General features: G+C 72.0%; 26 protein-coding genes. 18 read left to right on the forward strand and 8 right to left on the reverse strand.

The annotated features are described in order from the left end of the window. Positions 1 to 1,318, forward strand: a 1,318-nt coding sequence (locus AAG827_RS17480) for an extracellular solute-binding protein (protein ID WP_341927468.1), incomplete at its 5' end; no start/stop codon positions are given. Positions 1,319 to 1,330: 12 nt separating this feature from the next. Here AAG827_RS17480 and AAG827_RS17485 read toward each other — a convergent pair. Further along, positions 1,331 to 2,014, reverse strand: coding sequence for an alpha/beta hydrolase (locus tag AAG827_RS17485; protein WP_341927470.1), 684 nt, complete (start codon positions 2,012 to 2,014; stop codon positions 1,331 to 1,333). 84 nt (positions 2,015 to 2,098) lie between these two features. On the opposite strand from AAG827_RS17485, the gene AAG827_RS17490 reads away from it, so the two are divergent. Next, the gene (locus tag AAG827_RS17490; protein WP_341927471.1) at positions 2,099 to 3,061 is read left to right on the forward strand and encodes a WYL domain-containing protein; all 963 of its coding nucleotides are present in this window, start codon (positions 2,099 to 2,101) and stop codon (positions 3,059 to 3,061) included. Here the strand turns inward: AAG827_RS17490 and AAG827_RS17495 are convergent. Both AAG827_RS17495 and AAG827_RS17500 read right to left on the reverse strand, forming a co-directional pair. Then, positions 3,033 to 4,391 (reverse strand): ribonuclease D, encoded by a 1,359-nt coding sequence (locus AAG827_RS17495; RefSeq protein WP_341927472.1) that lies wholly within the window; start codon positions 4,389 to 4,391, stop codon positions 3,033 to 3,035. The genes AAG827_RS17490 and AAG827_RS17495 overlap by 29 nt on opposite strands. After that, on the reverse strand, positions 4,391 to 5,017 hold the full coding sequence (locus AAG827_RS17500) for a DUF3000 domain-containing protein (protein WP_091112809.1): 627 nt from the start codon (positions 5,015 to 5,017) through the stop codon (positions 4,391 to 4,393). Before AAG827_RS17500 ends, AAG827_RS17495 begins: the two co-directional genes overlap by 1 nt. A gap of 72 nt (positions 5,018 to 5,089) precedes the next feature. On the opposite strand from AAG827_RS17500, the gene hemE reads away from it, so the two are divergent. After that, positions 5,090 to 6,136 (forward strand): uroporphyrinogen decarboxylase, encoded by a 1,047-nt coding sequence (gene hemE / locus AAG827_RS17505; RefSeq protein ID WP_341927474.1) that lies wholly within the window; start codon positions 5,090 to 5,092, stop codon positions 6,134 to 6,136. Here hemE and AAG827_RS17510 read toward each other — a convergent pair. Beyond that, the gene (locus tag AAG827_RS17510) at positions 6,096 to 7,046 is read right to left on the reverse strand and encodes a DUF4349 domain-containing protein (RefSeq protein WP_341927475.1); all 951 of its coding nucleotides are present in this window, start codon (positions 7,044 to 7,046) and stop codon (positions 6,096 to 6,098) included. The two genes, hemE and AAG827_RS17510, sit on opposite strands and share 41 nt — an antisense overlap. 36 nt (positions 7,047 to 7,082) lie before the next feature. Further along, positions 7,083 to 7,997, reverse strand: a complete 915-nt coding sequence (locus tag AAG827_RS17515; protein ID WP_341927476.1) for a LysR family transcriptional regulator — start codon at positions 7,995 to 7,997, stop codon at positions 7,083 to 7,085. Between the two features lie 154 nt (positions 7,998 to 8,151). Between AAG827_RS17515 and AAG827_RS17520 the strand changes: the two genes are divergently transcribed. The 6 genes from AAG827_RS17520 to AAG827_RS17545 all read left to right on the forward strand — a co-directional run bounded on the left by AAG827_RS17520 (position 8,152) and on the right by AAG827_RS17545 (position 14,179). Beyond that, positions 8,152 to 9,384: an acyl-CoA dehydrogenase family protein gene (locus AAG827_RS17520; protein ID WP_341927477.1), complete on the forward strand. Its 1,233-nt coding sequence runs from the start codon at positions 8,152 to 8,154 to the stop codon at positions 9,382 to 9,384. A gap of 11 nt (positions 9,385 to 9,395) precedes the next feature. Next, positions 9,396 to 10,640: an acyl-CoA dehydrogenase family protein gene (locus tag AAG827_RS17525; RefSeq protein WP_341927478.1), complete on the forward strand. Its 1,245-nt coding sequence runs from the start codon at positions 9,396 to 9,398 to the stop codon at positions 10,638 to 10,640. Positions 10,641 to 10,811: 171 nt separating this feature from the next. After that, positions 10,812 to 11,924, forward strand: coding sequence for a dimethylsulfone monooxygenase SfnG (gene sfnG / locus AAG827_RS17530; protein ID WP_341927479.1), 1,113 nt, complete (start codon positions 10,812 to 10,814; stop codon positions 11,922 to 11,924). A 55-nt stretch (positions 11,925 to 11,979) separates the two neighbouring features. Further along, entirely contained in the window at positions 11,980 to 13,134 is a 1,155-nt protein-coding gene (locus AAG827_RS17535; protein ID WP_341927481.1) for an LLM class flavin-dependent oxidoreductase, read from the forward strand. Beyond that, on the forward strand, positions 13,131 to 13,679 hold the full coding sequence (locus AAG827_RS17540) for an NAD(P)H-dependent oxidoreductase (RefSeq protein WP_341927482.1): 549 nt from the start codon (positions 13,131 to 13,133) through the stop codon (positions 13,677 to 13,679). Before AAG827_RS17535 ends, AAG827_RS17540 begins: the two co-directional genes overlap by 4 nt. After that, positions 13,676 to 14,179 carry a flavin reductase family protein gene (locus AAG827_RS17545; RefSeq protein ID WP_341927483.1) on the forward strand — a complete coding sequence of 168 codons (504 nt, stop codon included), beginning with the start codon at positions 13,676 to 13,678 and terminating at the stop codon, positions 14,177 to 14,179. The genes AAG827_RS17540 and AAG827_RS17545 overlap by 4 nt, the downstream gene beginning before the upstream one ends. Positions 14,180 to 14,249: 70 nt before the next feature. Here AAG827_RS17545 and AAG827_RS17550 read toward each other — a convergent pair whose 3' ends face one another. Next, positions 14,250 to 14,909, reverse strand: a complete 660-nt coding sequence (locus tag AAG827_RS17550; RefSeq protein ID WP_341927484.1) for a Type 1 glutamine amidotransferase-like domain-containing protein — start codon at positions 14,907 to 14,909, stop codon at positions 14,250 to 14,252. 113 nt (positions 14,910 to 15,022) lie between these two features. Between AAG827_RS17550 and hemG the strand changes: the two genes are divergently transcribed. From hemG to AAG827_RS17565, 3 genes are all read left to right on the forward strand, one after another. After that, positions 15,023 to 16,399: a protoporphyrinogen oxidase gene (hemG, locus tag AAG827_RS17555; RefSeq protein ID WP_341927486.1), complete on the forward strand. Its 1,377-nt coding sequence runs from the start codon at positions 15,023 to 15,025 to the stop codon at positions 16,397 to 16,399. Further along, positions 16,396 to 17,115 (forward strand): hydrogen peroxide-dependent heme synthase, encoded by a 720-nt coding sequence (hemQ, locus tag AAG827_RS17560; RefSeq protein ID WP_341927487.1) that lies wholly within the window; start codon positions 16,396 to 16,398, stop codon positions 17,113 to 17,115. The genes hemG and hemQ overlap by 4 nt, the downstream gene beginning before the upstream one ends. A gap of 153 nt (positions 17,116 to 17,268) precedes the next feature. Next, on the forward strand, positions 17,269 to 17,916 hold the full coding sequence (locus AAG827_RS17565; protein WP_341927488.1) for a hypothetical protein: 648 nt from the start codon (positions 17,269 to 17,271) through the stop codon (positions 17,914 to 17,916). A 14-nt stretch (positions 17,917 to 17,930) separates the two neighbouring features. Here AAG827_RS17565 and msrB read toward each other — a convergent pair whose 3' ends face one another. Continuing rightward, positions 17,931 to 18,332 carry a peptide-methionine (R)-S-oxide reductase MsrB gene (gene msrB, locus AAG827_RS17570; protein WP_341927489.1) on the reverse strand — a complete coding sequence of 134 codons (402 nt, stop codon included), beginning with the start codon at positions 18,330 to 18,332 and terminating at the stop codon, positions 17,931 to 17,933. Positions 18,333 to 18,447: 115 nt separating this feature from the next. Here msrB and AAG827_RS17575 point away from each other — a divergent pair, with 115 nt between their 5' ends. From AAG827_RS17575 to AAG827_RS17585, 3 genes are all read left to right on the forward strand, one after another. Next, positions 18,448 to 19,521: a ferredoxin reductase gene (locus tag AAG827_RS17575; RefSeq protein ID WP_341927490.1), complete on the forward strand. Its 1,074-nt coding sequence runs from the start codon at positions 18,448 to 18,450 to the stop codon at positions 19,519 to 19,521. Positions 19,522 to 19,585: 64 nt separating this feature from the next. After that, on the forward strand, positions 19,586 to 20,779 hold the full coding sequence (locus AAG827_RS17580; protein WP_341927491.1) for an acyl-CoA desaturase: 1,194 nt from the start codon (positions 19,586 to 19,588) through the stop codon (positions 20,777 to 20,779). After that, a complete protein-coding gene (locus AAG827_RS17585) occupies positions 20,776 to 21,102 on the forward strand; it encodes a hypothetical protein (RefSeq protein WP_341927492.1) in 327 nt (108 codons plus the stop codon). The genes AAG827_RS17580 and AAG827_RS17585 overlap by 4 nt, the downstream gene beginning before the upstream one ends. Before the next feature lie 10 nt (positions 21,103 to 21,112). Here the strand turns inward: AAG827_RS17585 and AAG827_RS17590 are convergent, their stop codons facing one another. Further along, positions 21,113 to 21,982, reverse strand: a complete 870-nt coding sequence (locus AAG827_RS17590; protein ID WP_341927493.1) for a hypothetical protein — start codon at positions 21,980 to 21,982, stop codon at positions 21,113 to 21,115. 61 nt (positions 21,983 to 22,043) lie between these two features. On the opposite strand from AAG827_RS17590, the gene AAG827_RS17595 reads away from it, so the two are divergent. The 3 genes from AAG827_RS17595 to AAG827_RS17605 all read left to right on the forward strand — a co-directional run bounded on the left by AAG827_RS17595 (position 22,044) and on the right by AAG827_RS17605 (position 25,578). Further along, positions 22,044 to 23,129, forward strand: coding sequence for a DNA polymerase domain-containing protein (locus AAG827_RS17595; RefSeq protein WP_341927494.1), 1,086 nt, complete (start codon positions 22,044 to 22,046; stop codon positions 23,127 to 23,129). A 369-nt stretch (positions 23,130 to 23,498) separates the two neighbouring features. Next, on the forward strand, positions 23,499 to 24,566 hold the full coding sequence (locus AAG827_RS17600; RefSeq protein ID WP_341927495.1) for a sulfotransferase: 1,068 nt from the start codon (positions 23,499 to 23,501) through the stop codon (positions 24,564 to 24,566). 7 nt (positions 24,567 to 24,573) lie between these two features. After that, a complete protein-coding gene (locus AAG827_RS17605; RefSeq protein ID WP_341927496.1) occupies positions 24,574 to 25,578 on the forward strand; it encodes a hypothetical protein in 1,005 nt (334 codons plus the stop codon). Positions 25,579 to 25,687: the final 109 nt, after the last annotated feature.

Here is a 25,687-nt window from a genome sequence, read left to right on the forward strand (position 1 = left end):
CGCCGACCAGCAGGACCCCTCGCCCGCCCCGCCGACCCAGACGTCACCTCCGGCCAAGCCGACCGACCTGACCCTCGGGGTCTGGGGAGCCGACGCGGAGGTCGCGGCCTACCGGGGGATGGTCGACGACTACAACACCGACAGCGAGACCAGCCAGATCGAGCTGCTGACGTGGCCCACGCACGACGCGTTCGTCGCCTCGATGCAGGGCGGTGAGGTCCCCGACCTCTACCTCGTCTCGCGCGGCGATCTCGCGATGGTGCAGGAGGAGGGGCTCAACCAGCCGCTGCTCGAGCTGCTCGACGAGCGCGGGGTCAACTACACCGACGACTACGCCCGCGACGCGCTCCTCGCGTTCTCCGCGGACAACGAGCTCCAGTGCATGCCCTACGGCATCTCGCCGATGGTCATCTACTACAACACCGAGCTGATCGACTTCGACCGGATGCTGGCCCGCGACCTCCCGGTGCCCGAGGACGACCCGGAGACCCCCGAGGACGAGACCCGCGACGGCTGGACCTTTGAGCAGTTCACCGCGGCCGCCGAGTTCGCCACGCGTCCGCGCCGCGGCAGCACCGGCGTCTACATCGACCCGACGCTGCGTGGGCTGGCGCCCTTCATCTACTCCGGTGGCGGTGACCTCTTCGACGACGACAACGAGCCGACCTCGCTCGCGCTCTCGGAGGACGACTCCCGCGACGCCCTCAGCCGCACCCTCGAGCTGCTGCGCGACGCGTCGGTGACCCTGAGCGACGAGCAGCTCGCGGAGGCCTCGCCGATGGAGTGGTTCGAGCGCGGCAAGCTCGGCATGATCGCCGGCTTCCGCTCACTCACCCCCGAGCTGCGCGAGGTGGACGGCCTGAGCTTCGACGTCATGCCGATGCCCACGCTCGACCGGGCCGCGACCATCGGCGACATCACCGGTCTCTGCGTCTCCAGCGACGCGCCGAGCATCGCCAAGGCGGCCGACTTCCTGGTGCACGCGGTGTCCGCCGAGCCCGTCGCCCGGGTGGCCCGCGCCGGCTACCTCGCCCCCGCGAGCCTGCCGGTCGCGGTCTCCGAGGACTTCCTCCAGCCGGCCCTCCAGCCCGAGCACGCCGGCGTGTTCCGCACCAGCATCGACGACATGGTCGTGCCGCCGCTGCTCGACGACTACACCGCGCTCGAGGCCGCTGTGGCCGGCAGCCTGCGGCTGATGCTGAGCGTGACCGTGCCGGACCTCGAGGCCCTCACGACCCAGATCGACGAGCAGTCGCGCACGGTGCTGGACCCCGAGCTCGCCAGCCCCAGCGAGAGCGCCTCCGAGGACGCCGAGTAGTAGCCCCGGTGGTCAGACGCTCGTAGCCTCGTCCAGCAGCGCGGCCAGTGCTTTCGGCTGGCTGAACATCGGCCAGTGCCCCGAGTCGAGGTCGACGAGCTCGAGGTGACGGGCGCTCGCCAGCTCGGGGGTGTCGCCGCCGGCGATCCACTCGCGAGCCTGCGCGGGGGTGAACTCCGGGCACACCAGCACCAGCGGCACGTCGTGGCGACGCTCGGAGGTGTAGTGCACGACCCCCGTCGTGACGCCCTCGGGCACGGGGATGGCCGCTGCGGCGACGCGGTCCCTGGTGGGCTGGTCGAGGTCGTCGGAGTCCGGCCCCTCGAAGGGACCCCAGCCAGGGAAGGCCATGAAGCCGTCCTCGGCGGGGAAGAACGCGGCGTACGCCTCGCCCTCCGTGGAGGGGAAGCCGCCGATCAGCGCGACCTTGGCGACGGCGTCGGGACGGGCGTCGGCGGCCTGCCAGGCCAGCGTGCAGGCGGCGGAGTGGCCGACCACCAACGCGGGCCCGGTGGCAGCGTCGACGGCGGCCACCACGGCTGCCACCTGGTCGTCGAGCGTGGCCGAGGTCGCCCCGTCGCCCTGACCGGGCAGGGTGATCGGGACGGCGCGGTGTCCGCGTGCCTCGAGCTCCGGGACGACGGCGTCCCAGGCGGATCCGTCGAGCCAGAGTCCGGCGACGAGCACGATGTCCATGGGAGTCCTCCTGGGTCGGTGTGCCGGCCACGCTAGTGACGGTTCCGGACGATCTGCGTCCTGTTGGTGACCTAGGGTCGAGGAATGTCCTCCGAGATGAGTCCCACGGCCCGGGCGCTGCGTGCGCTGGAGGTCCTCCAGGACCGACCCGGCGTGCGCGCTGGTGACCTGGCCGAGCGGCTCGGGGTCACCGAGCGGGCGGCGCGGCGTTACGTCGCGATCCTGCGCGAGGCCGGGATCCCGGTGGAGTCCACCCGCGGTCCCTACGGCGGCTACCGGCTCGGCCGCGGTGCCCGGCTGCCGGCGGTCATGTTCACCCAGGAGGAGGCGCTGGGGCTGGTGATGGCGGTCCTGGACGGTCAGCCCGCCGCGACCGACGCCGAGGACCTGGTCGGCTCCGCACTCGGCAAGGTGGTCCGGGCGCTGCCCGACAGCGTGGGACGCCAGGCTGCGGCGCTGCGCGAGCACGCGGCCACCGTGCCCCGCCAGCAGTCCACGCGACCGGACCCGGCCCTCACCAGCGCGCTGGTCGCCGCGGTCGCGTCGCGGCACCGGATCGTCGTGTCCTACCGCAGCGGCTCCGGCCGGACCTGGGACGCCGAGGTCGACCCGTGGGCGGTGGTCGTGCGCCTGGGGCGGTGGTACCTCCTGTGCTTCTCCCACCACGCCGACGCCAGCCGCACCTACCGCGTCGACCGGATCAGCGCGGTCCGCGAGACCGCGCACCGCTTCGAGCCGCCGGCCGGTCTCGACCCCGTCGCCGCGCTCGAGGAGGCCCTGGCCACCGGCTGGGAGCACGAGACCCGGGTGGTCCTCGACGCCCCGATGGCCCGAGTGGCGCCATGGGTCCACCCCACGATGGGACGGCTCGAGCCGTTGGGTGACGGCTGCGTGCTCGTGGGCACGACCAGCAACCCGGAGATGTATGCCCAGGAGTGGCTGGCCCGCGTGCCGTTCCCCTACCGCGTCGAGGGTGGCCCCGAGCTGCGCGCGGCCGTGGCGGTGCTCGCCGAGCGGCTCAGGACGGCGCTGGAGGATCCGCGCTGACGTCGTCGGCGAGGTCGTCGGCGACCTCGGTCGCGGCGGCCTCGGTCGCGGCGGCCGCGTCGGCGTCGGCCTGGAGGATGGCGGTCACGATGACGGGGGCCGCGAGCGCGATCTGCCACCCGCGCGCGCCGTAGCCCGCGAGCTGGGAGACGACGGCGTCGATCAGCTCGTCGCCCTGGCGGGTCTGGGGAGGTGACCAGAGCGTGCGGCGCAGGTAGTCGGGGGTGAGGACGTTCTCCACGGGCAGGTTGCGGTCCTCGGCGAGGGCGGTCATCGCCTCGCGCGCGAGCGTCAGGCGACGGGCGGCGACCGGGTCCTTCTCGGCCCAGGCCCGCGGGAGCGGGGGTCCGTCGCCGCGCGGTGCCCGCGTGGGGAGCTCGTCCTCGCTCATCTCGTCGACCTCGCGGAGCGCGGCGACCCACCGGCTGGAGTAGCGCTCGGCGCCGCGGCCGTGGAAGCCCTTGGTGGACAGCAGCGCGTCGCGGTCCAGCGGCATCGCCTGCGCGGCCGCCACGATGGCCGAGTCGGGCAGGATGCGCCCGGGGGTGACGTCGCGCTGCTCGGCGAGCGAGTCGCGCAGCTCCCACAGCGCCCGGACGGCCCCCAGGGCCTTGCGCCCGCGCACCCGGTGGAGTCCCGACGTACGACGCCACGCGTCGACGCGGGCGGGCAGCTCGAAGGTCCGCAGGTAGTCGAACTCCTGACGGGCCCAGTCGTCCTTGCCGGTCTCGACCAGCTCGGCGGCGAGCAGGTCGCGGAGCTCCACGAGCACCTCGACGTCGAGGGCGGCGTATTCGAGCCACGCCTGGGGGAGCGGTCGCGTCGACCAGTCGACGGCGGAGTGCTCCTTCTTCATGCGGCGGTCCAGCAGCGTCTCGACGAGGGTCGCGAGCCCGACGCGGGGGTAGCCCAGCAGCCGACCGGCGAGCTCGGTGTCGAAGAGCTCGGTGGGGTAGAGGCCGATCTCGTTGAGGCACGGCAGGTCCTGCGTGGCGGCGTGCAGGATCCACTCGGTGCCCTCGAGGGCCGCTTGGAGCGGCGCGAGCGACTCGAAGGCGATCGGGTCGATGAGCGACGTGCCGGCACCCTCGCGACGCAGCTGGATGAGGTAGGCCCGGTTGGAGTAGCGGTAGCCGGAGGCGCGCTCGGCGTCGATCGCCACGGGGCCGGTGCCCGCGGCGAGGGCGTCGCAGTAGGCCTGGAGGGCGTCCTCGGTCTCGATGACGGCGGAGAGCCCGTCGCGCAGGGTGAGCAGCTCGGCGCGCACCTCGGGCTCGGCGGGCTCGATCGGCTCGGCGGAGTCGATCGTCTCGGGTGTCTGGTCGGTCATCAGTGGCCGGCACCCCGCTGGCCCCGACGGCCGGGCATGACCGTCACGCCGGCGGGCACGGGCGGCAGGCCCACGGCGGTGCAGAGCAGCTCGCCCCACGCCTCGACGTGGGGTCCCACGTCGAGAGGGGAGGCCTCGTCGGTGAGGGGCGTCCAGGAGGCGCGGATCTCCAGCTGGGCGGTGCCGGCCTCGTCGGCCATCCCGCCGAAGCTCTCGGTCGCGACGCGGGTGACGGTGCCGGAGGCCGCGGTGTAGGCGGCGCCGTGGGCGCTGAGCGCCTCGGTCAGCCACGACCAGCCCACGTCGGCCAGCAGCGGGTCGGTGATCATGTCGAGCTCGATCTCGGCGCGGGCGTAGGCGACGCAGCGGAAGGTGCCGTCCCAGGCGTCGTTGCCGGCCGGGTCGTGGAGCAGGATGATCCGCCCGGTGCCCACGTCGACGCCGTCGACCGTGACGTCGGCCGACAGGGCGGCGGCGTGCGGGGCGATCCGCTGGGGGGCGGGCATCTCCTCGCAGAAGATCTCGGGGCGCAGCGTGGCTGCGCGCATCGTCGCCACGGCCGCCCGGAACTCCGGGGGGCTCGTCTGCACACCGGACCCGGTGCGCGACTCTTGACGGACGACCATGGGATCACAGTAGGTCCGCGGGACTCGAACCCATCTGCGAACACGCCGGGGGTGACCTGGGAGGCTTGTCCCATGCCGTCGCCCACTCGTCACCCCGGACTCGCCGACAGTGCCCTCCTGAAGGCCGCGCGTGGCGAGCCGGTGCCGCACACGCCGGTCTGGTTCATGCGCCAGGCGGGACGCTCGCTGCCGGAGTACCTCAAGATCCGCGAGGGCATCGGGATGCTCGAGTCGTGCATGGACGCCGACCTGGTCACCGAGATCACGCTCCAGCCCGTGCGCCGCTACGGCGTGGACGCGGCGATCTTCTTCTCCGACATCGTCCTGCCGCTCAAGGCGGTCGGCGTCGACCTCGACATCGTCGCCGGCGTGGGCCCGGTCGTGGCCTCCCCGGTGCGCACGCTCGAGGACGTGGCGGCGATCCCCGACCTGACACCGGAGCACGTCCCGTTCATCACCCAGGCCGTGCACAACCTCGTCGCCGAGCTCGGCGCGACCCCGCTCATCGGCTTCGCAGGGGCCCCGTTCACCGTGGCGTCCTACCTCGTCGAGGGCGGGCCGTCCAAGGAGCACGCCAAGACCAAGGCGATGATGTTCGGCGCTCCCGACGTCTGGGACGCGCTGATGCGCAAGATCGCACAGATCGCCGCGGCCTACCTCGAGGTCCAGGTCGCCGCCGGCGCCTCGGCCGTGCAGCTCTTCGACTCGTGGGCCGGAGCGCTGACCCCGGCCGACTACGAGGCGCTCGTCATGCCCCACTCGACCCGCGTGCTCGCCCAGGCCGGGGAGCTCGGCGCCCCGCGCATCCACTTCGGGGTCGGCACCAGCAACCTGCTCGGGCTGATGGGCGAGGCCGGTGCCGACGTGGTCGGCGTCGACTGGCGCACCCCGCTCGCCTCCGCGATCCCGCTCGTCGGGGACCGCAGCGTCCAGGGCAACCTCGACCCGACCCTGGTCTTCGCGCCGCCCGAGCTGATGCTCGCGCGGGCCGCCGAGGTCATCGAGGCCGGTCGGGCTGCCCGTGGCCACATCTTCAACCTCGGCCACGGGGTCATCCCGTCGACCGACCCCGACCAGCTCAAGCGGCTGACGGAGTACGTGCAGTCCTACCCGCTCTGATCCGGCGGCGCAGCGGCCACGTCACGGCGCCCAGCAGGGCCAGCACCACGGCGAAGGGGAGCACGGCGCCCGCAGCGGTGGCGAGCCCCACGGCGGCCCCGGTGAAGGCGGACCATCCGGCGTCGAGCCCGGCGAGGAAGCCGGTCTCCTCCGGCTCGGGCTTCTTCTTGGCCGGCGTGTCCACGGTGCGTTCCAGGGACACGGTGATCGTGGCCATGGAGGTCTGGTCGGCGAGGTAGGCGGCGGTGCGCTGCAGCGAGCCGAGCGCCGCCTGGCGACGGGAGAGCTGGCCCTCGATGTCGACGATGTCGCGGATGCTCTGCGCCCGGTCGAGCAGCAGCTCGATGCGGCGGATGCTCGCACGCTGCACCCGCAGCCGGACCTGGGTGTCGATCACCTTGGTCGTGACGTCGTCGACCGCGGAGCTCGACGTGATCAGGGTGGCGGTCTTCTCGAGCGCCGTCATCGCGTCGGCGAAGCGGGTCGAGGGGATCCGCAGGACCAGCCGCGAGCGCTTCACCTCCCCCGCGTCGTCGGTCGCGGTCTCCTCCTGGGAGATCTCGCCCCGCAGTTCGTCGACGACCTTCTGCACCTCGAAGCGAGCCTCCCCGACGTCCTTCGAGCGCAGCTGCACGTTGCCCGTCGAGATCAGGGACCGCGCTGCGGCACTCGCGACCGCGACGGTGTCCGCCGATGCTCCGGCGCCTCCGGCCGTGTCGGTCAAGGACAGGGAGGATCCGTCGCTGCGCAGGGGCCCGTCCTCGACCGGCATCTCGGGTGCGCCGATCGCCGGATCCGGGGCCGAGGCCGCGGTGTCCGAGGAGGTCGAGTCGGAGCCCGCGGAGCAGGCGGCGACGCCGACGGTGAGGACGGCGAGCGCGGCGGCGGAGGCGAGGAGGCGGCGGGTCATGCCCGTACGACGAGCCCCGGGGCAGGCGGGTTCCGCTCAGGAGGCCCGTGCCTGCTGATAGCGACGGGCTCGCTCCACCAGCGCGGCGTGCAGGTCACGGACCTGGTGGGGTGCGTGCAGCACCTTGCGTCGGCGCAGCACCAACGTCACCACGGTCGAGTCGCCCACGATCGGACGGGAGGTGATCAGCCCGGCCCGCTCGAGCGGGTCCCCGACCACGCTGTAGTCCGGCAGGACGCTCAGTCCCAGCCCCTCGGCGACCAGCGTCTTGCCCATCTCGGCGCCGTCGGTGCTGTGGCAGACGGCGGGCAGGTCGGGACCGAAGAGGCGGTGCACGAAGCGGTGCATCAGGTAGCCCGCCCGCATCGCCACGAACCGCTCGGACCGGAGCTCGTCCACGGAGATGGCCTCGCGCGCGGTCAGCGGGTGGTCGTGGGGGAGCACCACGACGGGTCGACCGTGGAGCAGGTCGGTGCCGACCAGGTCGAGCGGGGGATCGTCGCCGCTGAGCACGTTGACCAGCCCGAGGTCCAGGGAGCCCTCGGCGAGGCCGCGGTCTATCTCGGCCTGCTGGATGTTGAGGACCTCGACGGTGGCGTCCGGCCGGGTCACCTGGAAGTCGTGCACCGCGGGCACCAGCAGGGTCGAGGTCGCCGCGTTGACGGTGCCCACCCGGATGACCCGAGCGTGTGCGCTGCTGTCGCCGGCGGCGGCCTTGAGCTGGTCGATGGCGTCGAGCACGCCCTCCATGTGCTGGAGCAGCTCGCGGCCCTCGCGGCTGATCCGGGCCCCGGACCGGCGCCGGTCGAGCAACGTGACCCCGAGCTCCCGCTCGAGCTTGCTGATCGCCTCGCTCAGCGCCGGCTGGGAGAGGTGCAGGCGCTCGCTGGCGCGACGCAGCGAGCCGTGCTGGGTGACGGCGGCGAAGTACTCGAGCTGCTCGATGCGCACGGCGGTCCTCGGTGATCTGTCAGGCGGAGCCTTCCGCCCCCGCTCGGCAGAACCTGGCGGCGCGGGGGGTGGGAAAGGCTTGAACGGCACTTAATCTCTACTAAGTTGGTCGAGATTAATGACCATCCTACCCACGAGACACCCGGAGACCCCCATGACCGTCCACGACAGCCCGCCCGAGGTCCGCACGACCTGGAGCGGCTCCCCCCGATCGCCCGAGGCCTGGATCGAGCGCGCCCGCGAGGTCGCCACCCAGCTGGCCGTCGACGCGGTCGAGCGCGACCGCGCCAACCAGACGCCGTACGCCGAGGTGCAGCTGCTCAAGGACGCCGGCCTCGTCACGCTGCTCGGTCCCGTCGCCCACGGTGGTGGCGGCCAGGACTGGACCACCGCCCTGCGCGTCGTGCGGGCCGTCTCGGCCGGGGACGGGTCGATCGGCCAGCTGCTGGGCTACCACTACCTCTGGGCGTGGGCGGCGCGCCTGGTCGGCACGCCGGAGCAGATCGAGGCCGTCGAGCAGCAGGCGACCGAGGGCACCTGGTTCTTCGGCGGGGCGGTCAACCCCCGCGACGACGACCTCACCATCCGCGAGGAGGGCGACGAGCTCGTGTTCACCGGCCGCAAGTCGTTCTCCACCGGGGGCCGTGTCTCCGACGTCACCGTCCTGGAGGGCGTCATCGAGGGGACCGAGCAGCACGTCTTCGCGATCGTGCCCACCGACCAGCCGGCCATCCGGTTCCTGGGCGACTGGGACAACCTCGGCCAGCGGCTCACCGAGAGCGGCGGCGTCACCATCGAGGGCGTGCGGGTCCCGTGGGAGGCCGCCGCCGGCTACGTCGACCGCGTGTTCGTGCCCCGCGTCTACAACACCCTCAACGTGCCGCTGATCCAGCTGATCTTCGCCAACCTCTACCTCGGCATCGCCGAGGGTGCGCTCGCGACCGCGGCCACCTACACCCGCGACAAGACCCGCGCCTGGCCCTACACCCCCGACCTCAAGCAGCGTGGGAGCGAGGAGTTCTACGTCCTCGAGGCCTACGGCGACCTGCGCTCCAAGCTCTGGGCGGCCGAGGCGCTCGCCGAGCGCGCGGCCGAGCTGATCGAGGGCATCAACGAGCACGCCGACACCGTGGCCGCGCAGGAGAGGGGCGAGGCGGCGGTGGTGATCGCCGCCGCCAAGCAGGTCGCCATCGACGTCGGCCTCGAGATCGGCACCCGGGTCTTCGACGTCACCGGCGCCCGCGCGACGGCGAGCTCGGTCGGGCTCGACATCTTCTGGCGCAACATCCGCACCCACAGCCTCCACGACCCGATCGCGCACAAGCGCGCCGAGGTGGGGCGCTACGCGCTGCTCGGCGAGCTGCCCGAGCCGACCTGGTACACGTGAGGAGCCCGCACATGACACTCGACGACCTCCGCGAGCACTACCGCCCCCTGCTCGAGAGGATCCGTGCCGGCACGCTCCAGCGCGAGCTCGACGGCGAGCTGCCCTTCGAGCCGGTGCGCTGGCTCAAGGAGGCGGGCTTCGGCGCCCTCCGGGTCCCCGAGCAGTACGGCGGCCGCGGGCTCACCTGGCCCGAGCTGACCCGGCTGTGGATCGACGTGGCGGCCGCGGACGCCAACCTCGCCCAGGCCTTCCGCGGGCACTTCGCGCTCGCGGAGGACCGGCTCTGGCAGCACGCCGTGGGGCGTGACCAGCAGGCATGGTTCGACCGGTTCGTCGCCGGTGAGATCGCCGGCAACGCCTGGTCGGAGGTCGGCTCCACGGCGATCGAGACCCAGCGCACCGTGCTCACCCGTGCCGGCGAGCGAGCCGAGAGCGGCTGGCGCATCAACGGGACGAAGTACTACACGACCGGCAGCATCTACGCCGAGTGGGCCGACGTCTACGCGTGTGTGCGGGCCGACGGCCAGTTCGGCGACCAGCCCGACCGCTTCGCGATCGCCATCGTCGACACCCGCGCCGAGGGCGTGACCGTGGTCGACGACTGGGACGGCTTCGGACAGAAGGGCACCGGCAGCGGCACGACGACGTTCTCGGACGTCCCGGTGCCGGCCGCGCACGTGCTGCCCTTCGACGAGCGCTTCCCGCACCAGACCGCGCTCTACCAGCTCAACCTGCTGGCGACCCTGGCCGGCATCGGCCGGGCGGCGCTCGACGACACCGTCGACGCCGTGCGGCGCCGCGAGCGCAACTACTCCCACGCCAACGCCTCCCGGGTGCGCGACGACCCGCAGGTGCTGGCCCGGATCGGGGAGATAGCAGCAGCCGTCTATGCCGCCGAGGCGACGACCCTGCGCGTGGCGGAGGCCATGGAGGCGGTGGCGGGCTCCGCCGGTGCGGAGGCCTCGGTCACGGCACGGCTCAACGAGGCCGTCGAGGTGGAGTCGTCGATCGCGCAGGTCGTCGTCACCGACCTGGTGCTGCGGGCGACGAGCGACCTGTTCGACACGCTGGGGGCCTCGGCGACGTCCCGCGCGGCCGGCCTGGACCGGCACTGGCGCAACGCCCGCACGGTCTCCAGCCACAACCCCCGCATCCTCAAGGCGCGCGTCGTCGGTGACTACCTCACCAACGGCACGCCGCCGCCGTACGCCTGGGCGATCGGGACCACCGCCCGCCGGGAGCCGGCGGCCCACTGACGGCCTGGGAAGAGGCCGCTCGACGACGGGGTGATGGGCGCGTGACAGGCGCTGCCGATCACCCCGTCGTCCGAATCTGACACCTGGTGCACCGCCCCGCCTTGCACCTCGATCAAATGTCAAGCAATCTAATACACATAAGCGTGAATGACCCGCGAAGGAACTGATCCCATGACTGCAGCGCACGAGCCCATCACGTTCGCCTACTGGGTGCCCAACGTCAGCGGCGGCCTGGTCGTCAGCACGATCGAGCAGCGCACCGACTGGGGCTACGACTACAACGTCGAGCTCGCCCGGCTGGCGGAGGCCAACGGCTTCGACTACGCGCTCTCCCAGGTGCGCTACATGGCCTCCTACGGTGCGGCCTACCAGCACGAGTCGACGAGCTTCAGCCTCGCGCTGGCCCTGGCCACCGAGCGCCTCAAGGTCATCGCGGCCGTCCACCCGGGGCTCTGGCAGCCGGGCGTGCTCGCCAAGCTCGTCGCCAGCGCCGATCAGATGACCGGTGGCCGCATGGCGGTCAACGTCGTCAGCGGCTGGTTCAAGGACGAGTTCACCCAGCTCGGCGAGCCGTGGCTCGAGCACGGGGAGCGCTACCGCCGCTCAGAGGAGTTCATCCGCTACCTACGGGAGATCTGGACCAGCGACCACGCGGAGCTCTCCGGTGACTTCTACCGGCTGCACGACTTCGACCTCAAGCCCAAGCCGGTCGACGTGCCCGGCCGTGCCCACCCCGAGATCTTCATGGGCGGCAACTCCACCGACGCCCGCGGCATGGGTGGTCGCGTGACCGACTGGTACTTCTGCAACGGCAACACCCCCGAGGGGATCGCCGAGCAGATCCAGGACGTCACCGACGTCGCCCAGGTCCACGGTCGCCCCGCCGGCGCCGTGAAGTTCGGCGTCAACGGCTTCATGGTCGCCCGCGACACCGAGGCCGAGGCCCACGCCGTGCTCGACGAGATCATCGCCAAGGCCGACGTGGAGGCCGTCGAGGGCTTCGGCTCCGCGGTAAGGCAGGCCGGCCAGTCGACCGGGGACAAGTTGGGCATGTGGCAGGACTCGGAGTTCAAGGACCTGGTCCAGTACAACGACGGCTTCCGCACCGGCCTGATCGGCACGCCCGAGCAGGTGGCCCGCCGGATCCTGGAGTACAAGAAGCGCGGCGTCCACATGATGCTGCTGGGCTTCCTGCACTTCCAGGAGGAGGTCGTCCACTTCGGCCGTGAGGTGCTCCCCATCGTCCGCGAGCTCGAGGCCGCCGAGCTGTCCCGCGTCGGCTGACCGGCACCCGCCGACTCACTCCCGACTCACCCCTGTCCCACCCATGGAAGGCGTCATGTCCCACCTGAAGTTCCACTGGTTCCTGCCCACCAACGGCGGCGACGGCCGCCAGGTCGTCGGCGGCGGTCACGGCGTGGAGGCCGGTGCGTCCGGCCGCCCCGCGTCGGTGCCCTACCTCGGCCAGATCGCCCGCAGCGCGGAGCAGCTCGGCTTCGAGGCCGCGTTGACGCCGACCGGCGCCTGGTGCGAGGACGCCTGGCTCTCGACCGCGATGCTGAGCACCGTCTCGGACCGGCTGAAGTTCCTCGTCGCCTTCCGCCCCGGCCTCACCGCGCCGTTCCTGGCCGCGCAGATGGCCGGCACGTTCCAGAACCTCACCGGCGGCCGGCTCCTGCTCAACGTCGTCACCGGCGGCGAGAGCCACGAGCAGCGGATGTACGGCGACTTCCTCGACAAGGAGGGTCGCTACGAGCGCTGCGACGAGTTCCTGACCATCGTCCGCAGGCTCTGGACGGGGGAGAGCGTCACCTTCGAGGGCAAGCACCTCCAGCTCGAGGAGGCAGTCCTCGCGCAGATCCCCGACCCGTTGCCCGAGATCTACTTCGGTGGCTCCTCGCCCGCCGCCGGCGTCGTCGCGGCCAAGCACGCCGACGTCTACCTCACCTGGGGCGAGCCGCCGGCCGCCGTGCGGGAGAAGGTCGAGTGGATCCGCAAGCTCGCCGCCGAGGAGGGCCGCGAGGTGCGCTTCGGCATCCGGCTGCACACCATCGCCCGCGACACCGCCGAGGAGGCCTGGGCCGAGGCCGACCGCCTGCTCGCCGGCATCGACGAGGCGGAGATCGCCAAGGTCCAGGCCGGGCTGAAGCGCAGCGAGTCCGAGGGGCAGCGCCGGATGCTCGAGCTCAACGCCGGCTCCAAGGACGGCCTGGAGATCCACCCCAACCTCTGGGCCGGCGTCGGCCTGGTGCGCGGCGGGGCCGGCACCGCCCTCGTCGGAAGCCACCGCGAGATCGCCGACCTCATCGAGCAGTACGTCGCGGTCGGCATCGAGGAGTTCGTCCTCTCCGGCTACCCGCACCTCGAGGAGTCCTACCGCTTCGGCGAGGGCGTGCTGCCGGAGCTGACCCGACGCGGCCTGTGGGAGCACCCCGCCCCCGTCCAGGCGCGTGCCTCGGTCCCGTTCGGTGCGGCTGCGAAGGCCGCGTCGTGACCGGTCCCCTGACCGACGTCCGGCCCCGCGTGGCCGTCGTCGTCGGCAACCCCAAGCCGGCGTCGCGCACCCTGGAGGCCGCCACCTACCTCGCCTCCGAGCTCTCGAGCCACGCGCCCGACCTGGTCGTCGACCTGGCGACGCTCGGCGCCGGCCTGCTCGACTGGGCGGACCCGGTCGTGGGCGACCTGGTCACCCAGGTGGCCTCGGCGGACCTGGTCGTGGTCGCCACACCGACCTACAAGGCCACCTACTCAGGGTTGCTCAAGCTGTTCCTCGACCGCTTCGCCCCCCAGCAGGGCACGGGGCTCTCGGGCATCGCTGTGCCGCTGATGCTCGGCGCCGGCCGTGCCCACGCGCTGGCCCCCGAGCTGACGCTGCGGCCGGTCCTGACCGAGGTCGGCGCGACCGTCCCGGTCCGGGGGCTCTACGTCCTCGACAGCGCCCACGCCGACCCCACGGCGTACGACGACTGGCTGGCCACCGCCCGCCCCGTCGTCACGGCCCTGCTCACCGCCCGCCTCACGACAGGAGTCCCCGCGTGACCACGCTCTCGACCAACCAGGACCTCGACCCCCAGGCGCTGCGCGAGGCCTTCGGGATCTTCCCCAGCGGCGTCGTCGCCGTGGCCGCGGAGGTCGACGACCGTCGGATCGGCCTGGCCGCCAGCTCCTTCACCTCGGTGAGCCTCGACCCGCCGCTGGTGTCCTTCTCGATCGCCAACACCTCCAAGACCTGGCCCGACCTGCGTCGCGCCGGGCACCTCGGCGTCACGATCCTGGCCGACCACCACGGCGAGGTCTGCCGCCAGCTCGCCGGCCCGGTGGAGGACCGCTTCGCCGGTCTGTCGGCCACGACGTCCGACGACGGCGCGCTCACCCTCGACGACGGGCTGGCCCGCTTCGAGTGCTCGATCTACGACGAGGTCGTCGCCGGTGACCACACGATCGTGCTGCTGGAGCTGCACGCCGTCTCGCAGACCGACACCTCCGGGCCCCTGGTCTTCCACCGCAGCGGCTTCGGCCGCATGGCCGCCTCCGCCTAAGGTCCACCTCTCAGGCCCACGATCACCTCGTGCCGCCGCGACCGTGCACCCGGCCGCGGCGGCGCGAGGCTCAGCCGAGCCTGGTCCACCGGCCTTCGGAGACCACCTCGACGGTGCCGTCGACGACCGTGATGGCGGTCTGCTCGTCGATCGCGTAGGCCGGGTTGCCGAGGTCGGCCGCCCACCGCTCCGCCTCGGCCATGGTGTTGGTGGGGAAGGCGTCGAGGTGCGGGAAGATCGAGAAGTCGACGACGCCGAGGGTCCGGTCGTCCACGGCCGACGGCCACTCCACGAAGAGCTCCCCGATCCGGGGGGTCATCACCATGCTCCCGGCGCTCACCCCGACCCAGACGGTGTCGTGCAGCGAGGGCAGCAGGTCGGCCAGGCCAGAGGCGCGCATCCAGTGGCACAGGTAGGTCGCGTCGCCGCCGTCGACGAGCAGCACGTCGGCCTCGCGGACCCACGGGACCCACCGGTCTGCACCGATGGTGGGCAGTGCCGTGAGCTCGAGGACACCGAGGGAGGCCCACCCCAGACCGGTGAAGTGCCGGAAGGTCGGCTCGGCGGCCACGAGCCCGCGCACCGACCCCGGCCCGCACATCGGGTGCCCCCACTGCGCGGTGGGCACGACCAGGGCGTGGCTCTCGGCGACCGGCTTGCCGAGCAGGTCGTCGAGGGCCGAGCGGATTCTGGGGTTGGTGACCCCGCCCGACGTGAGCAGCAGCTTCAAGGTGACTCCCGGGTCGCGTGGGTGGACGTGTCGGCAGACCGGCGCCGAGGACCGGACTCATCGCATCCTGCAGCACCGACGGCTCGTGACGACGGCTCTGAGACGATGAGGGGGTGGTCGTGCGCGTGGTCGTCGTCGGGGGAGGGATCGCCGGGCTGACGGCTGCGCGCGACCTGGTGGCCGCCGGTCACGAGGTGGTGCTGCTCGAGGGCGCCGACCACGTCGGCGGCAAGCTGCAGCGCCACGACGTCGGCGGTGTCACGGTCGACGTCGGCGCCGAGGCCATGCTCAACCGGCGCCCCGAAGGCGTGGCGCTCGCCCGGGCCGTGGGGCTCGAGCTGGAGCACCCGACGGTGGCCTCCTCCCGCATCTGGACCCGCGGCGCGCTGCGCCCGCTGCCCCGCTCGCTGATGGGAGTCCCGCTGGACCTGGAGCAGCTCGCCTCCTCCGGCGTCCTGTCCGATGCCGGGCTCGAGCTGGCCCGTCGCGAGCCCGCGCTCCCGCCCGAGGTCATCGAGGGCGATGTCTCGGTGGGGGAGCTGGTCGCCCGACGTTTCGGCGACGAGGTCGTCGACCGGCTCGTCGAGCCGTTGCTCGGCGGCGTCTACGCCGGCCATGCCCGTGAGCTCTCAGCGCGCGCCTCGGTGCCTCAGCTGGTGGGGTTCGCCGAGCGCGGCTCGCTGCTGGAGCAGGGTGCCGCGATCCCGATGACCTACGACACCCCCGTCTTCGCCGGCATCTCGGGCGGCATGGGGCTGCTGCCGGACGCGCTGGCCGCCGGGCTCGAGGCGCGGCTCGGGGTGACCGTGCGTGGCGTCTCGCGGACCGAGGACGGGTTCGCCGTCCTCACCGGGCCCACCACCGCCCCCGAGATCATCACGGCCGACGCCGTCGTGCTGGCGACGCCGGCCGCGCCCACGGCCCGGCTGCTCGCGGACCTGGCTCCCACCGCGTCAGCGGAGCTGGCGGGCATCGAGGCGGCGTCGATGGCGGTGGTGTCCTTCGCCTTCTCCGCCGCCGATGTCGCGGCGGTCGACACCGGGTCGTCCGGCTTCCTGGTCCCGCCCGTCGACGGCCGCCGGATCAAGGCCTCGACGTTCTCCTTCGCCAAGTGGGGCTGGGTGCGCGAGGCCGGTGCCGCCGAGGGCCTGGTGCACCTGCGCACCTCGCTCGGTCGCCACCGCGAGGAGGTCGCGCTCCAGGCGAGCGACGAGGAGCTGGTGGCGCTCTCGCTCGTCGACCTCGAGGCCGCGACCGGCCTGCGCGCCGTCCCGGTCGACACCCACGTCCAGCGCTGGGGCGGCGGCCTCCCGCAATATGCCGTCGGCCACCTCGACCGGGTCGCGCGGATCCGCGCCGACGTCGCGCGGGTCCCGGGCCTCGCGGTCTGCGGCGCTGCCTACGACGGCGTCGGCATCCCGGCCGTCATCGCCTCCGCGCACCGGGCCGCCGCCGAGCTGTTCACGGCCGACGGCACAATGGAGTCATGAGCGAGCAGAAGACCAACGCCGCACGACTCCGCGAGATCAACGACTCCATCCGCTACACCATGTGGTCGGTCTTCCGGCTGGCCGACGTGCTCGGCGACGGCCCCGGATCCGCCGACCGTGAGGCCGAGGGTGTCGAGGTCCAGGACCTGTTCGCCGAGCTCGACGAGGGTGGTGTCGTCGTCCGCGGTGTCTACGACGTGGCCGGCCTGCGCGCCGACGCCGACCTCATGGTCTGGTGGCACGCCGAGGACTCGGAGGCGCTCCAGCAGGCCTACCACCGCTTCCGCCGCACGTCGTTCGGTCGGCGCCTCGACCCGGTCTGGTCGCAGCTGGCGCTGCACCGCCCGGCCGAGTTCAACAAGTCCCACGTGCCGGCGTTCCTCGACGACGAGGAGCCCAAGCGGCACGTCTGCGTCTACCCGTTCGTCCGCTCCTACGAGTGGTACCTCCTGCCCGACGAGGAGCGCCGCGAGATGCTCAAGGAGCACGGCATGCAGGCGCGCCCCTACCCCGACGTGCGGGCCAACACGGTCGCCAGCTTCGCGCTCGGCGACTACGAGTGGATGCTGGCCTTCGAGGCCGACGAGCTGCACCGCATCGTCGACCTGATGCGCGACCTGCGGGCCTCCGGTGCGCGTCGCCACGTGCGCGAGGAGATCCCGTTCTACACCGGCGCGCTCACGCCGATCGCCGAGCTGGTCCAGCGGTTGCCCTGACCTACCCGGTGGTCGAGCAGTGAGGAGCGCCAGCGACGATCGCCCGTCGAGACCTGGTGAGGTGCCCGTGGTCTCGACGGCCGCTCGCTTCGCTCGCTGCTCGACCGACGGGTGGAGTGGGAACGGGATCGGCGAGCGGCGCGTCGTACGGGCATGAAGACCGCCGTCGCCGCCTTGTTCCTCGCCGTTCCGCTGTTCGTCTCGTGCGGCGGTGATGACCAGGGCGGCGACGTCGTCCAGGACCCGGCAGGTGCCGGTGGCTCCAGCAGCTCCGGCCTCGAACGGCCGACCGCGGTGCCCGCCGCGCCCGGTGAGGTGCGCAGCGCGAGCCTCCCGACGGTCATGGACACCGGGACCGGACCGGTCGAGCTGTGCCTGGGCGCGATCGCCGAGTCCTACCCGCCGCAGTGCGGCGGACCGGCGATCCCCAACTGGGACTGGGCCGACCAGCAGGGCATGTTCGAGCAGCAGGGCAAGATCCGCTGGGGCACCTTCGCGGTGACCGGCACCTGGGACGGCACCGCCTTCAGCGTGACCGACGCGATCCCGGCGGCGCTCTACGACCCGATGATGCCGGAGCCCACGGAGCTGCCCTCACCCGCGACCGCCTACACCGACGCCGAGCTCCAGGAGATCGCGACCGAGGTCGGCGACCTGCCCGGCGCCCAGGGCGCCTACGGCGGCGACGGGCACGTGATGGTCGACGTGACCTACGACGACGGGTCGATCCAGGCCTGGGCCGACGAGGAGTACGGCGAGTCCGTCGTCCTCGTCAGCTCGGCCCTGGTCGACGTCGAGTAGGCCCCCCTCACGCCTCAGTCCTCGGCGGGCGCGAGCGTCAGGCTGATCGAGTTGATGCAGTAGCGGTCGCCGGTCGGCGTGCCGTGGCCGTCGGGGAAGACGTGTCCCAGGTGGGAGCCGCACTTCGCGCAGCGCACCTCGACGCGCTTCATGCCGTGGCTCATGTCCTCGATGTACTCGATCGTGTCGGTCATCGGCTGGTAGAAGCTCGGCCAGCCGCACCCGGAGTGGAACTTGGTGTCGGACTCGAAGAGCTCGGCCTGGCAGGCCTTGCACGAGTAGACGCCCTTGGTCTCGGTGTCGGTGTACTCGCCCATGAAGGCGCGCTCCGTGCCCGCCTTGCGCAGCACGGCGTACTCCTCGGGCGTGAGCTCGGCACGCCACTGCTCGTCTGTCTTCTCCACGTCGTAAGCCATGGGTCCCACGGTAGTGGCCGTCGCGAAATCACCCCTTGGGTCTGTTGACGAACCGCAGTGCACACATGTTCACTGACCTGGTCGGACCGGCCGACCGTGGCTCGAAGGAGGCTCGATGGCGAGCACCATCCCGTGGGAACGCGTGCGCAGGGCGGGCAACAAGCTCACGACCCCGCTGCATCCCGACGACTACCTGTCGCTGGTCAACCCGCTCTGGAGCACCCGCGAGCTGCGCGGGCGCGTCGAGAAGGTCGTCCCGGAGACCGAGGACGCCGCGACCCTGGTGATCCGCCCGGGCTGGGGCTGGCGCTACGACCACCGCCCCGGTCAGTACGTCGGCATCGGCGTGCAGGTCGATGGCAAGTTCCAGTGGCGCTCCTACTCGGTCTCCTCGCCGCCCAAGCGCAGCGGTCGCACGATCGCGATCACGGTGCGGGCGATGCCCGAGGGGCTGCTGTCCGCCCACCTCGTCAAGGGACTCGAGCCCGGCACGATCGTCCGGCTCGCGCTGCCCGAGGGTGACTTCGTGCTGCCCGACCCGCCGCCGGCGAAGGTGCTCTTCCTGGTCGCGGGCAGCGGCATCACCCCGGTGATGTCGATGCTGCGCACCCTCGACCGTCGCGGCACGATGCCCGACGTCGTCATGCACTACTCCTCGCCCACGGCCGAGCGGATGATCTTCCGCGAGGAGCTCGAGGCGCTGGCGCAGAAGCACCCGTCGCTGACCTTCCACCAGCTGCACACCGACATCGACGGGATGCTCGACCTCCAGCAGCTCGACCGCGTGTGTGGCGACTGGCGCGAGCGTGAGGTCTGGGCCTGCGGGCCCGGCCCGATGCTCGACGCGATCGACACGCACTGGAGCGAGGCCGGCCTCGACGAGCGGCTGCACCTCGAGCGCTTCAACCTCCAGCTCGGCGGGGAGGGCGGGGAGGGCGGCACCATCACCTTCCGCAACTCCTCCAAGAGCGTCGAGGTCGACGGCGCCACCACCGTGCTCGAGGCGGGGGAGCAGGCCGGTGTCGGCATGCCCTACGGCTGCCGCATGGGCATCTGCCACACCTGCACCGTCACCCTCGTCAGCGGCGCGGTCCGCGACCTGCGCAACGGCGAGGACTACAACCAGCCCAACGAGCAGATCCAGACGTGCGTCACCGCCGCCGTCGGCGACTGCACGCTCGACATCTGACTCACACCCCAGGGGTTTCGAGGCTCGCTCCGCTCGCACCTCAACCACCGGAAGGAACCACCGCATGGCCATCGCAGACGTCAAGGAGTACACCCACCTCAGCAGCGAGGAGGTGGAGCAGCTCGGTCGCGAGCTCGACGCGATCCGCACCGAGATCGAGGAGTCGCGCGGCGCGAACGACGCGGCCTACATCAACAAGATGATCCGCATCCAGCGCGGGCTCGCCTTCGCCGGGCGCGTGACGCTCTTCGCCTCGAACAAGAAGCCGGCCTGGGCCGCCGGCGCCGCCATGCTCGGCGCGGCCAAGATCCTCGAGAACATGGAGATCGGCCACAACGTCATGCACGGCCAGTGGGACTGGATGAACGACCCGGAGATCCACTCCTCCAACTGGGAGTGGGACACCGCCCAGCCCGCCGAGCAGTGGAAGCACTCGCACAACTACGTGCACCACCAGTTCACCAACGTGCTCGGTCACGACAACGACATCGGCTACGGCGTCCTGCGCATGGCCCGCGAGCAGAAGTGGCACCCGGTCAACCTCGGGCAGCCGGTCTACAACGCTCTGCTCGCCGGCCTCTTCCAGTGGGGCGTCGCCCTGCACGACCTCGATCTCGAGGCGATCCGGAAGGGCAAGAAGGACCCGAAGGAGATGAAGCGGCAGCTCAAGCAGATCGTCAAGAAGGGCCGCAACCAGATCCTCAAGGACTACGTCGTCTACCCGGCCCTGTCGGGCAAGAACTGGAAGACCACGCTGACCGCCAACGCCACGGCCAACGTCACGCGCAACCTGTGGTCCTACATGATCATCTTCTGCGGGCACTTCCCCGACGGTGCGCTGCACTTCACCGAGGAGGAGATCGAGGACGAGACCCGCGCGGAGTGGTACCTGCGCCAGATGCTCGGCTCGGCCAACTTCGAGGGCTCGCGGCTGACCCACGTGATGGCCGGCAGCCTTGGCTACCAGATCGAGCACCACCTCTTCCCCGACCTCCCCAGCAACCGCTACCCGGAGATCGCGGTCAAGGTGCGCGCGCTGTGCGAGAAGTACGACATCCCCTACACGACCGGCCCGCTCTACCGTCAGTACGGCCAGACGTTGCGCACGATCATGAAGCTGTCACTGCCCAACGGCATGACGTCCGACGACTCGCCCGAGCCGCCGTCGCCTCCCGTCGAGCGCGGCCGCAAGTCCGACGCCGAGCGTCCGACGCGTCGCCAGGAGACGGGTGCCTACATGCGCAAGGCGGCTTCGTGAGCGTGACGGTCCTGCCGTTCGCCTGGGGTGCCGACGGGGCGCTGGTGAAGGCACGCGTCACCCAGTGCGCGCTGTCACGCATCTGCGGCGTGTGCTCGCGCCCCCTCGGCCGCCCGGTCGCGTTCGTCGGCACCCCGCAGGAGGTGGGGCGCAACGCCTTCCACGCCCCGCCCCTGCACAGCTCGTGCGTGGCGGACCTCAAGGCCCTTCCCTACGCCGACCCGACGTGGGAGGTCGTGACGACCGCGGGCTTCGAGTACGTCAGGCCCAACCGCAAGGACGCCGACCCGCGCCCGACGTTCGAGCCCAACTCGCTGCTCTGACGCCGAGCCCTCAGCCGAGCACGTGGCGGCTGTGCGGCCACAGGGTGAGCAGGTCGACGTCCGGGAAGCGCTCGGCGACGGCGCGGTAGGTGTCGGCGTAGTGCCGGGCGACCTGCTGCGCGACGTCCTCGGGGAGCCGTGAGGTCGGTCGGGTGGAGGAGTTGCGCCGGGTGCCGAGGTCGGGCTCGACCGGCTCCATGCCGAGCAGGTCGGTGATGGCGCGCACGGAGTCGTCGCTGAAGAGCGACTCGTAGAAGCCGTAGTGCCGGTCCTCGGGCGCGAAGACCGCGTCGAGGGCGGCGATGGTGTCGCCGTAGTGGCTGCGCAGCTCGTAGACCGGCTCCGCGTGCTGCTCGGCGAGCACCTGCTCGGTCGGGATGCTGAAGCGGTCAGGTGCGCGGTCGGCCTGCATCCGGATCTGCGACCAGGTGCGCTCGACGGGGTCGCGCATCAGGAAGACCGACACCGTCCGGACGCCGCGGGCCGCGAAACCGTCACGGACCTGGCGGAAGCGGTCGGCGGGGAGCATCGCGTAGTCCGGCGTCAGGTCGGCCGCGGCGCGGAAGCGCGGAGCCCGGCGCAGCAGACCAGTGAAGTAGTCGTAGTAGAGCTCCGGGTCGGCGTACATGCTGGCCCGGTGGAGGACCTCGGCGTCGGCCTTCTCGCCGCGCTGTGCGGCGGCCACGGCCTGCTCGGCCTGGCGCAGGATGCGCTGGCGCATCCAGTCCTCCGAGGGCAGGTCGAGGCTGTCGAAGACGTGGTACTCCTTGCGGTAGCCGTGGGAGAACTCCCGCGACTTCTTGAGGTGGTTGTAGAGCCACGTCGTGCCGCCCTTCTGGCAGCCCGCGCCGATGAGGAACGTCTTGCGGGGCTGCGGCACGCGCGTCACTCTAACGATCGCGGCGTCGACGGGTGGGGGTGCCGGCCGGTTAGGTTGAGCCATGCCCAAGACCCCCGCCGCCGAGGTGCAGGCCGGAGACCGCGCGGTGCGCGTGTCGAGCCCCGACCGGGTGATCTACGAGGCGACCGACCGGACGCCCGAGGTCACCAAGCTGATGGTCGCGCAGTACTTCGCTAGCGTGGACGACGGGTTGATGCGGGCGCTGCGTGACCGGCCGACGGCGATGGAGCGCTGGCCCGACGGGGTGCGCGAGGGGTTCACGCTGGCCACCGGGCGGCCGGGGGAGAAGGCGGAGGCGTTCTACCAGAAGCGGGTGCCGCGGGGTGCTCCCGACTACCTCGAGACGGTGGCCGTGACCTTCCCGTCCGGTCGCACGGCCGAGGAGATGTGCCCGACCGAGATCGCGGTGCCGGTGTGGGCCTCCCACATGGGCACGCTGACCTTCCACCCGTGGCCGGTGCGGCGCGCGGACGTCGACCGGCCCGACGAGCTGCGCATCGACCTGGACCCGCAGCCGGGCACCGCCTTCACCGATGCCGTGCGGGTCGCCGGCGTCGCCAAGGAGCTGCTCGAGGAGCTCGGGCTGCGCGGCTTCGCGAAGACGTCGGGCAACCGGGGCGTGCACGTCTATGTCCGGATCCGGCCGGAGTGGGAGTTCGCCGACGTCCGTCACGCCGCGATCGGCTTCGGCCGCGAGCTCGAGCAGCGCGACGACCAGGTGACGACGGCGTGGTGGAAGGAGGAGCGCGGGGAGCGGATCTTCGTCGACTTCAACCAGAACTGTCGCGACCGCACCATCGCGTCGGCGTACTCGCTGCGGCCGCTGCCGGGCGCGCCGGTCTCGACCCCGATGACCTGGGACGAGCTGGCCATCACGACGGACCCGGGCGTCCACCACCTCTTCAGCGTGCCGGAGCGGCTCGCCGCCGGTGACCCGTGGGCCGGGATCGACGACGAGGCCTACTCGATCGAGCCGCTGCTGCGGCTCTTCGACGAGCAGCCGGGCGGCGAGCTCAACTTCCCGCCCGACCACCCCAAGATGCCCGGCGAGCCGCCGCGCGTGCAGCCGAGCAAGAAGGTCGACGCGCACTGGGACGCCGACGGCAACCGCGTCGACGAGGGCTGAGGGCCGTTCGGAGGGGGCGGAGACGGAAGAACCCCGCCAGCTGCATCCTGAGATCGCACCTGGCGGGGTCCACTCTCGGCCCTCGAGCATCCCCCCGGACTGCTCGCGACAAGTCCCCCCGGACTTCTCGTGTGGACCATGCTCCCGTGGATCCGACCGTTCGCGTTCCCCCCGGACTCGCGACCGATCGGACTCCCGTGTCATCAAAGTCAGACTTTGTCGACCCGGACAACCTATGACGCGTGGTCACAGCAAGGATCAACAGAACATCCACAAATGGGTAACAACCGCTTTCAACCAGTGGTGGGTGGGGCGGAGGAGGCCGGTGATCCGTCGAGGGTGGCCGGCCGGACGATAGGGTTCCTTCGCGTGACGAGCATCGACTACGCCGCGGGACGCCTGGTCCTGGTGACCGGGTCCGGCCGCAGCGGCACCAGCACGGTCGCCGGCGCCCTCGAGCGGCTCGGGCTGCACATCCCGCCGCCGCTGATCGAGGCCGACGAGACGAACCCGCGCGGCTTCTACGAGTCGAAGTGGGTCATCGACTTCCACAAGGAGCTGCTCAACCGGGTGCCGGTGCGCACGATCGACACCCGCCCCGAGGCGGCTGCCCTGGCGGCCGGGGTCGCGGCCGACCCCGACGTGCGCCGCACCCTCGTCGAGTGGCTGCGCGAGCAGGCCGGTCACCCGCAGCTGCTGCTGAAGGACCCCCGGGCGTTCTGGGTGCACGGTGTGTGGCGCGAGGCCGCGGCCGAGTCCGGGCGCGAGCTGACCTTCCTCACGATGCTGCGCCACCCGGTGGAGGTCGCCAAGTCGCGTGACACCGCCTACCTCGGCGACCAGACCGACGAGTTCCGCCGCCAGCGTGCGACCGCCAACATCGCGGCCTGGTGCAACGCCGCCTTCGAGACCGAGATCGCCACCCGCGACGGACGGCGTGCGATGGTGCGTTACGCCGACCTGCTCGCCGACTGGCGCACCGCGCTGCGCCGGGCGGGCGAGCAGCTGGGGCTGGACTACAACGCGGACCTGGCGTCGGGGGAGCACCACGCGGTCGACGACTTCATCGACGCCAAGCTCTACCGCTCGCACATCAGCTGGGACGAGATCGACGTCTCCGACGACCTGCGCGCGATGGCCGACCGCACGTGGGAGCTGATGAACCACCTCGTCGACTCACCGCAGGACGGTGCCGTGGGTGAGGAGTTCGCTGCGATGCGGGTCGACTACGCCCGCGCGCACGACTATGCCGTCGCGATCGCCACCGACCACACCAAGGCCCGTGAGGCGCACGTGCGCCGCACGGTCAAGGCCAACGTGGCCCGTGAGCACGCGCGTGAGCTGAAGCGCCTGCACGCGCGGATCGCCGAGCTCGAGGCAGCCGCCTCTGCCGCTCCCTCCGAGTCCGGGCGGAAGCTGTTCGGTCGCAAGGGCTGAGCCCGCGATGGATGACGACGAGTTCCTCGACGAGGTGAGACGTCTGCTGCCTGGGCTGGTGGCGGCGGAGGATCCCGCCCTCGAGGTGCTCGAGGTCGTCGTGGTCGACGACCGCCCCTGGCCCCGGGTCGCCGTCTCCTTCCGCCTCCGCGGGTCACCGCCCGCCTGGTGGCGCGGGCCCACCTCGGGTGTCGCGCACGCACCCTTCGGTGCGGACTGGAGGGAGCTGATGGCCTTCGACGTCCCGGAGGACTACGCCCGGATGTTGGAGGACGAGGTGACCCGGGCCGCCATGAGGCTCCCCGGTGCGCCGACGCCGCCCCCGACTGCCGAGCAGGTGCGCGAGCGCTGGCCCTGGCTCCTCGAGCGGCTCGCCCTCAGCGGTCCGGTGGTCGACCAGGGAGACGGCCGGCTTCGCGTCACCTACGACGACCGTGAGGTCACCGTCGTCGTGACGCCCGAGGAGTGGGCCCGGATCGCGGAGCCCTACGACGAGCTCGCCGACGACCCCCAGGACTTCCACCCGCAGCGTGACGAGCAGCGGTTCCTGGTCTTCCACGAGGACCGGTTGACGTGGTCGGTCCGCGAGCAGCTGCCCCCGGTGCACGGTCTGGCCGACCTGATCCGGCGGGGCCGCGAGGCGCGCGCCCAGGACTCGTCGACCGGATGGTTCGCCTACGCGCCGCTCGAGTCGCCTCCCCGCGTGGAGGAGCGGGACGACGAGGCGGCCCGGTCGCATGCCGAGGCCCATGCCGAAGCGCACGACGAGCTCTGGGCGTCGGCCCGCGGCCGCAGTGTCGCGGAGGTGGAGGAGATGCTCCGCGACTTCGCCGGCACCTTCGCCCCCTACCTCCGCGACATCGACGTCGCCTTCAGCGCGCGGGTGATGTCCGACCCGCGGTGGGGGCGCAAGCACCCCGTCGCCGCGGTCAGGCTGGCGTGGGCGCACCGGGACGAGCGCTCGCCGTACCGCTCGCTGCGGTGGCTGTGGCGGCCGCGCTTCGCCGGCTGAGGCTCACCCGCACGAGGTCGCCCGCACGCTAGTGAGAGGGGGCCACGTGGCCCCCTCTCACTAGCGTGCGCGAGGTCGGTGGTCCCAGGGGCGGCGTCCGGGAAGCAGG

Origin of the sequence: Nocardioides psychrotolerans (genome assembly GCF_943371775.1) — a bacterium.
Taxonomy (GTDB): Bacteria; Actinomycetota; Actinomycetes; order Propionibacteriales; family Nocardioidaceae; genus Nocardioides; species Nocardioides psychrotolerans_A.

Excerpts from the sequence above, each read along its gene's own strand:
- AAG827_RS17485 (WP_341927470.1), bottom strand. The coding sequence starts at position 2,014 with ATGGACATCGTGCTCGTCGCCGGACTCTGGCTCGACGGATCCGCCTGG.
- AAG827_RS17490 (WP_341927471.1), top strand. The coding sequence starts at position 2,099 with ATGTCCTCCGAGATGAGTCCCACGGCCCGGGCGCTGCGTGCGCTGGAG.
- AAG827_RS17495 (WP_341927472.1), bottom strand. The coding sequence starts at position 4,391 with ATGACCGACCAGACACCCGAGACGATCGACTCCGCCGAGCCGATCGAG.
- AAG827_RS17500 (WP_091112809.1), bottom strand. The coding sequence starts at position 5,017 with ATGGTCGTCCGTCAAGAGTCGCGCACCGGGTCCGGTGTGCAGACGAGC.
- hemE (WP_341927474.1), top strand. The coding sequence starts at position 5,090 with ATGCCGTCGCCCACTCGTCACCCCGGACTCGCCGACAGTGCCCTCCTG.
- AAG827_RS17510 (WP_341927475.1), bottom strand. The coding sequence starts at position 7,046 with ATGACCCGCCGCCTCCTCGCCTCCGCCGCCGCGCTCGCCGTCCTCACC.
- AAG827_RS17520 (WP_341927477.1), top strand. The coding sequence starts at position 8,152 with ATGACCGTCCACGACAGCCCGCCCGAGGTCCGCACGACCTGGAGCGGC.
- AAG827_RS17525 (WP_341927478.1), top strand. The coding sequence starts at position 9,396 with ATGACACTCGACGACCTCCGCGAGCACTACCGCCCCCTGCTCGAGAGG.
- sfnG (WP_341927479.1), top strand. The coding sequence starts at position 10,812 with ATGACTGCAGCGCACGAGCCCATCACGTTCGCCTACTGGGTGCCCAAC.
- AAG827_RS17535 (WP_341927481.1), top strand. The coding sequence starts at position 11,980 with ATGTCCCACCTGAAGTTCCACTGGTTCCTGCCCACCAACGGCGGCGAC.
- hemQ (WP_341927487.1), top strand. The coding sequence starts at position 16,396 with ATGAGCGAGCAGAAGACCAACGCCGCACGACTCCGCGAGATCAACGAC.
- AAG827_RS17565 (WP_341927488.1), top strand. The coding sequence starts at position 17,269 with ATGAAGACCGCCGTCGCCGCCTTGTTCCTCGCCGTTCCGCTGTTCGTC.
- msrB (WP_341927489.1), bottom strand. The coding sequence starts at position 18,332 with ATGGCTTACGACGTGGAGAAGACAGACGAGCAGTGGCGTGCCGAGCTC.
- AAG827_RS17575 (WP_341927490.1), top strand. The coding sequence starts at position 18,448 with ATGGCGAGCACCATCCCGTGGGAACGCGTGCGCAGGGCGGGCAACAAG.
- AAG827_RS17580 (WP_341927491.1), top strand. The coding sequence starts at position 19,586 with ATGGCCATCGCAGACGTCAAGGAGTACACCCACCTCAGCAGCGAGGAG.
- AAG827_RS17595 (WP_341927494.1), top strand. The coding sequence starts at position 22,044 with ATGCCCAAGACCCCCGCCGCCGAGGTGCAGGCCGGAGACCGCGCGGTG.
- AAG827_RS17605 (WP_341927496.1), top strand. The coding sequence starts at position 24,574 with ATGGATGACGACGAGTTCCTCGACGAGGTGAGACGTCTGCTGCCTGGG.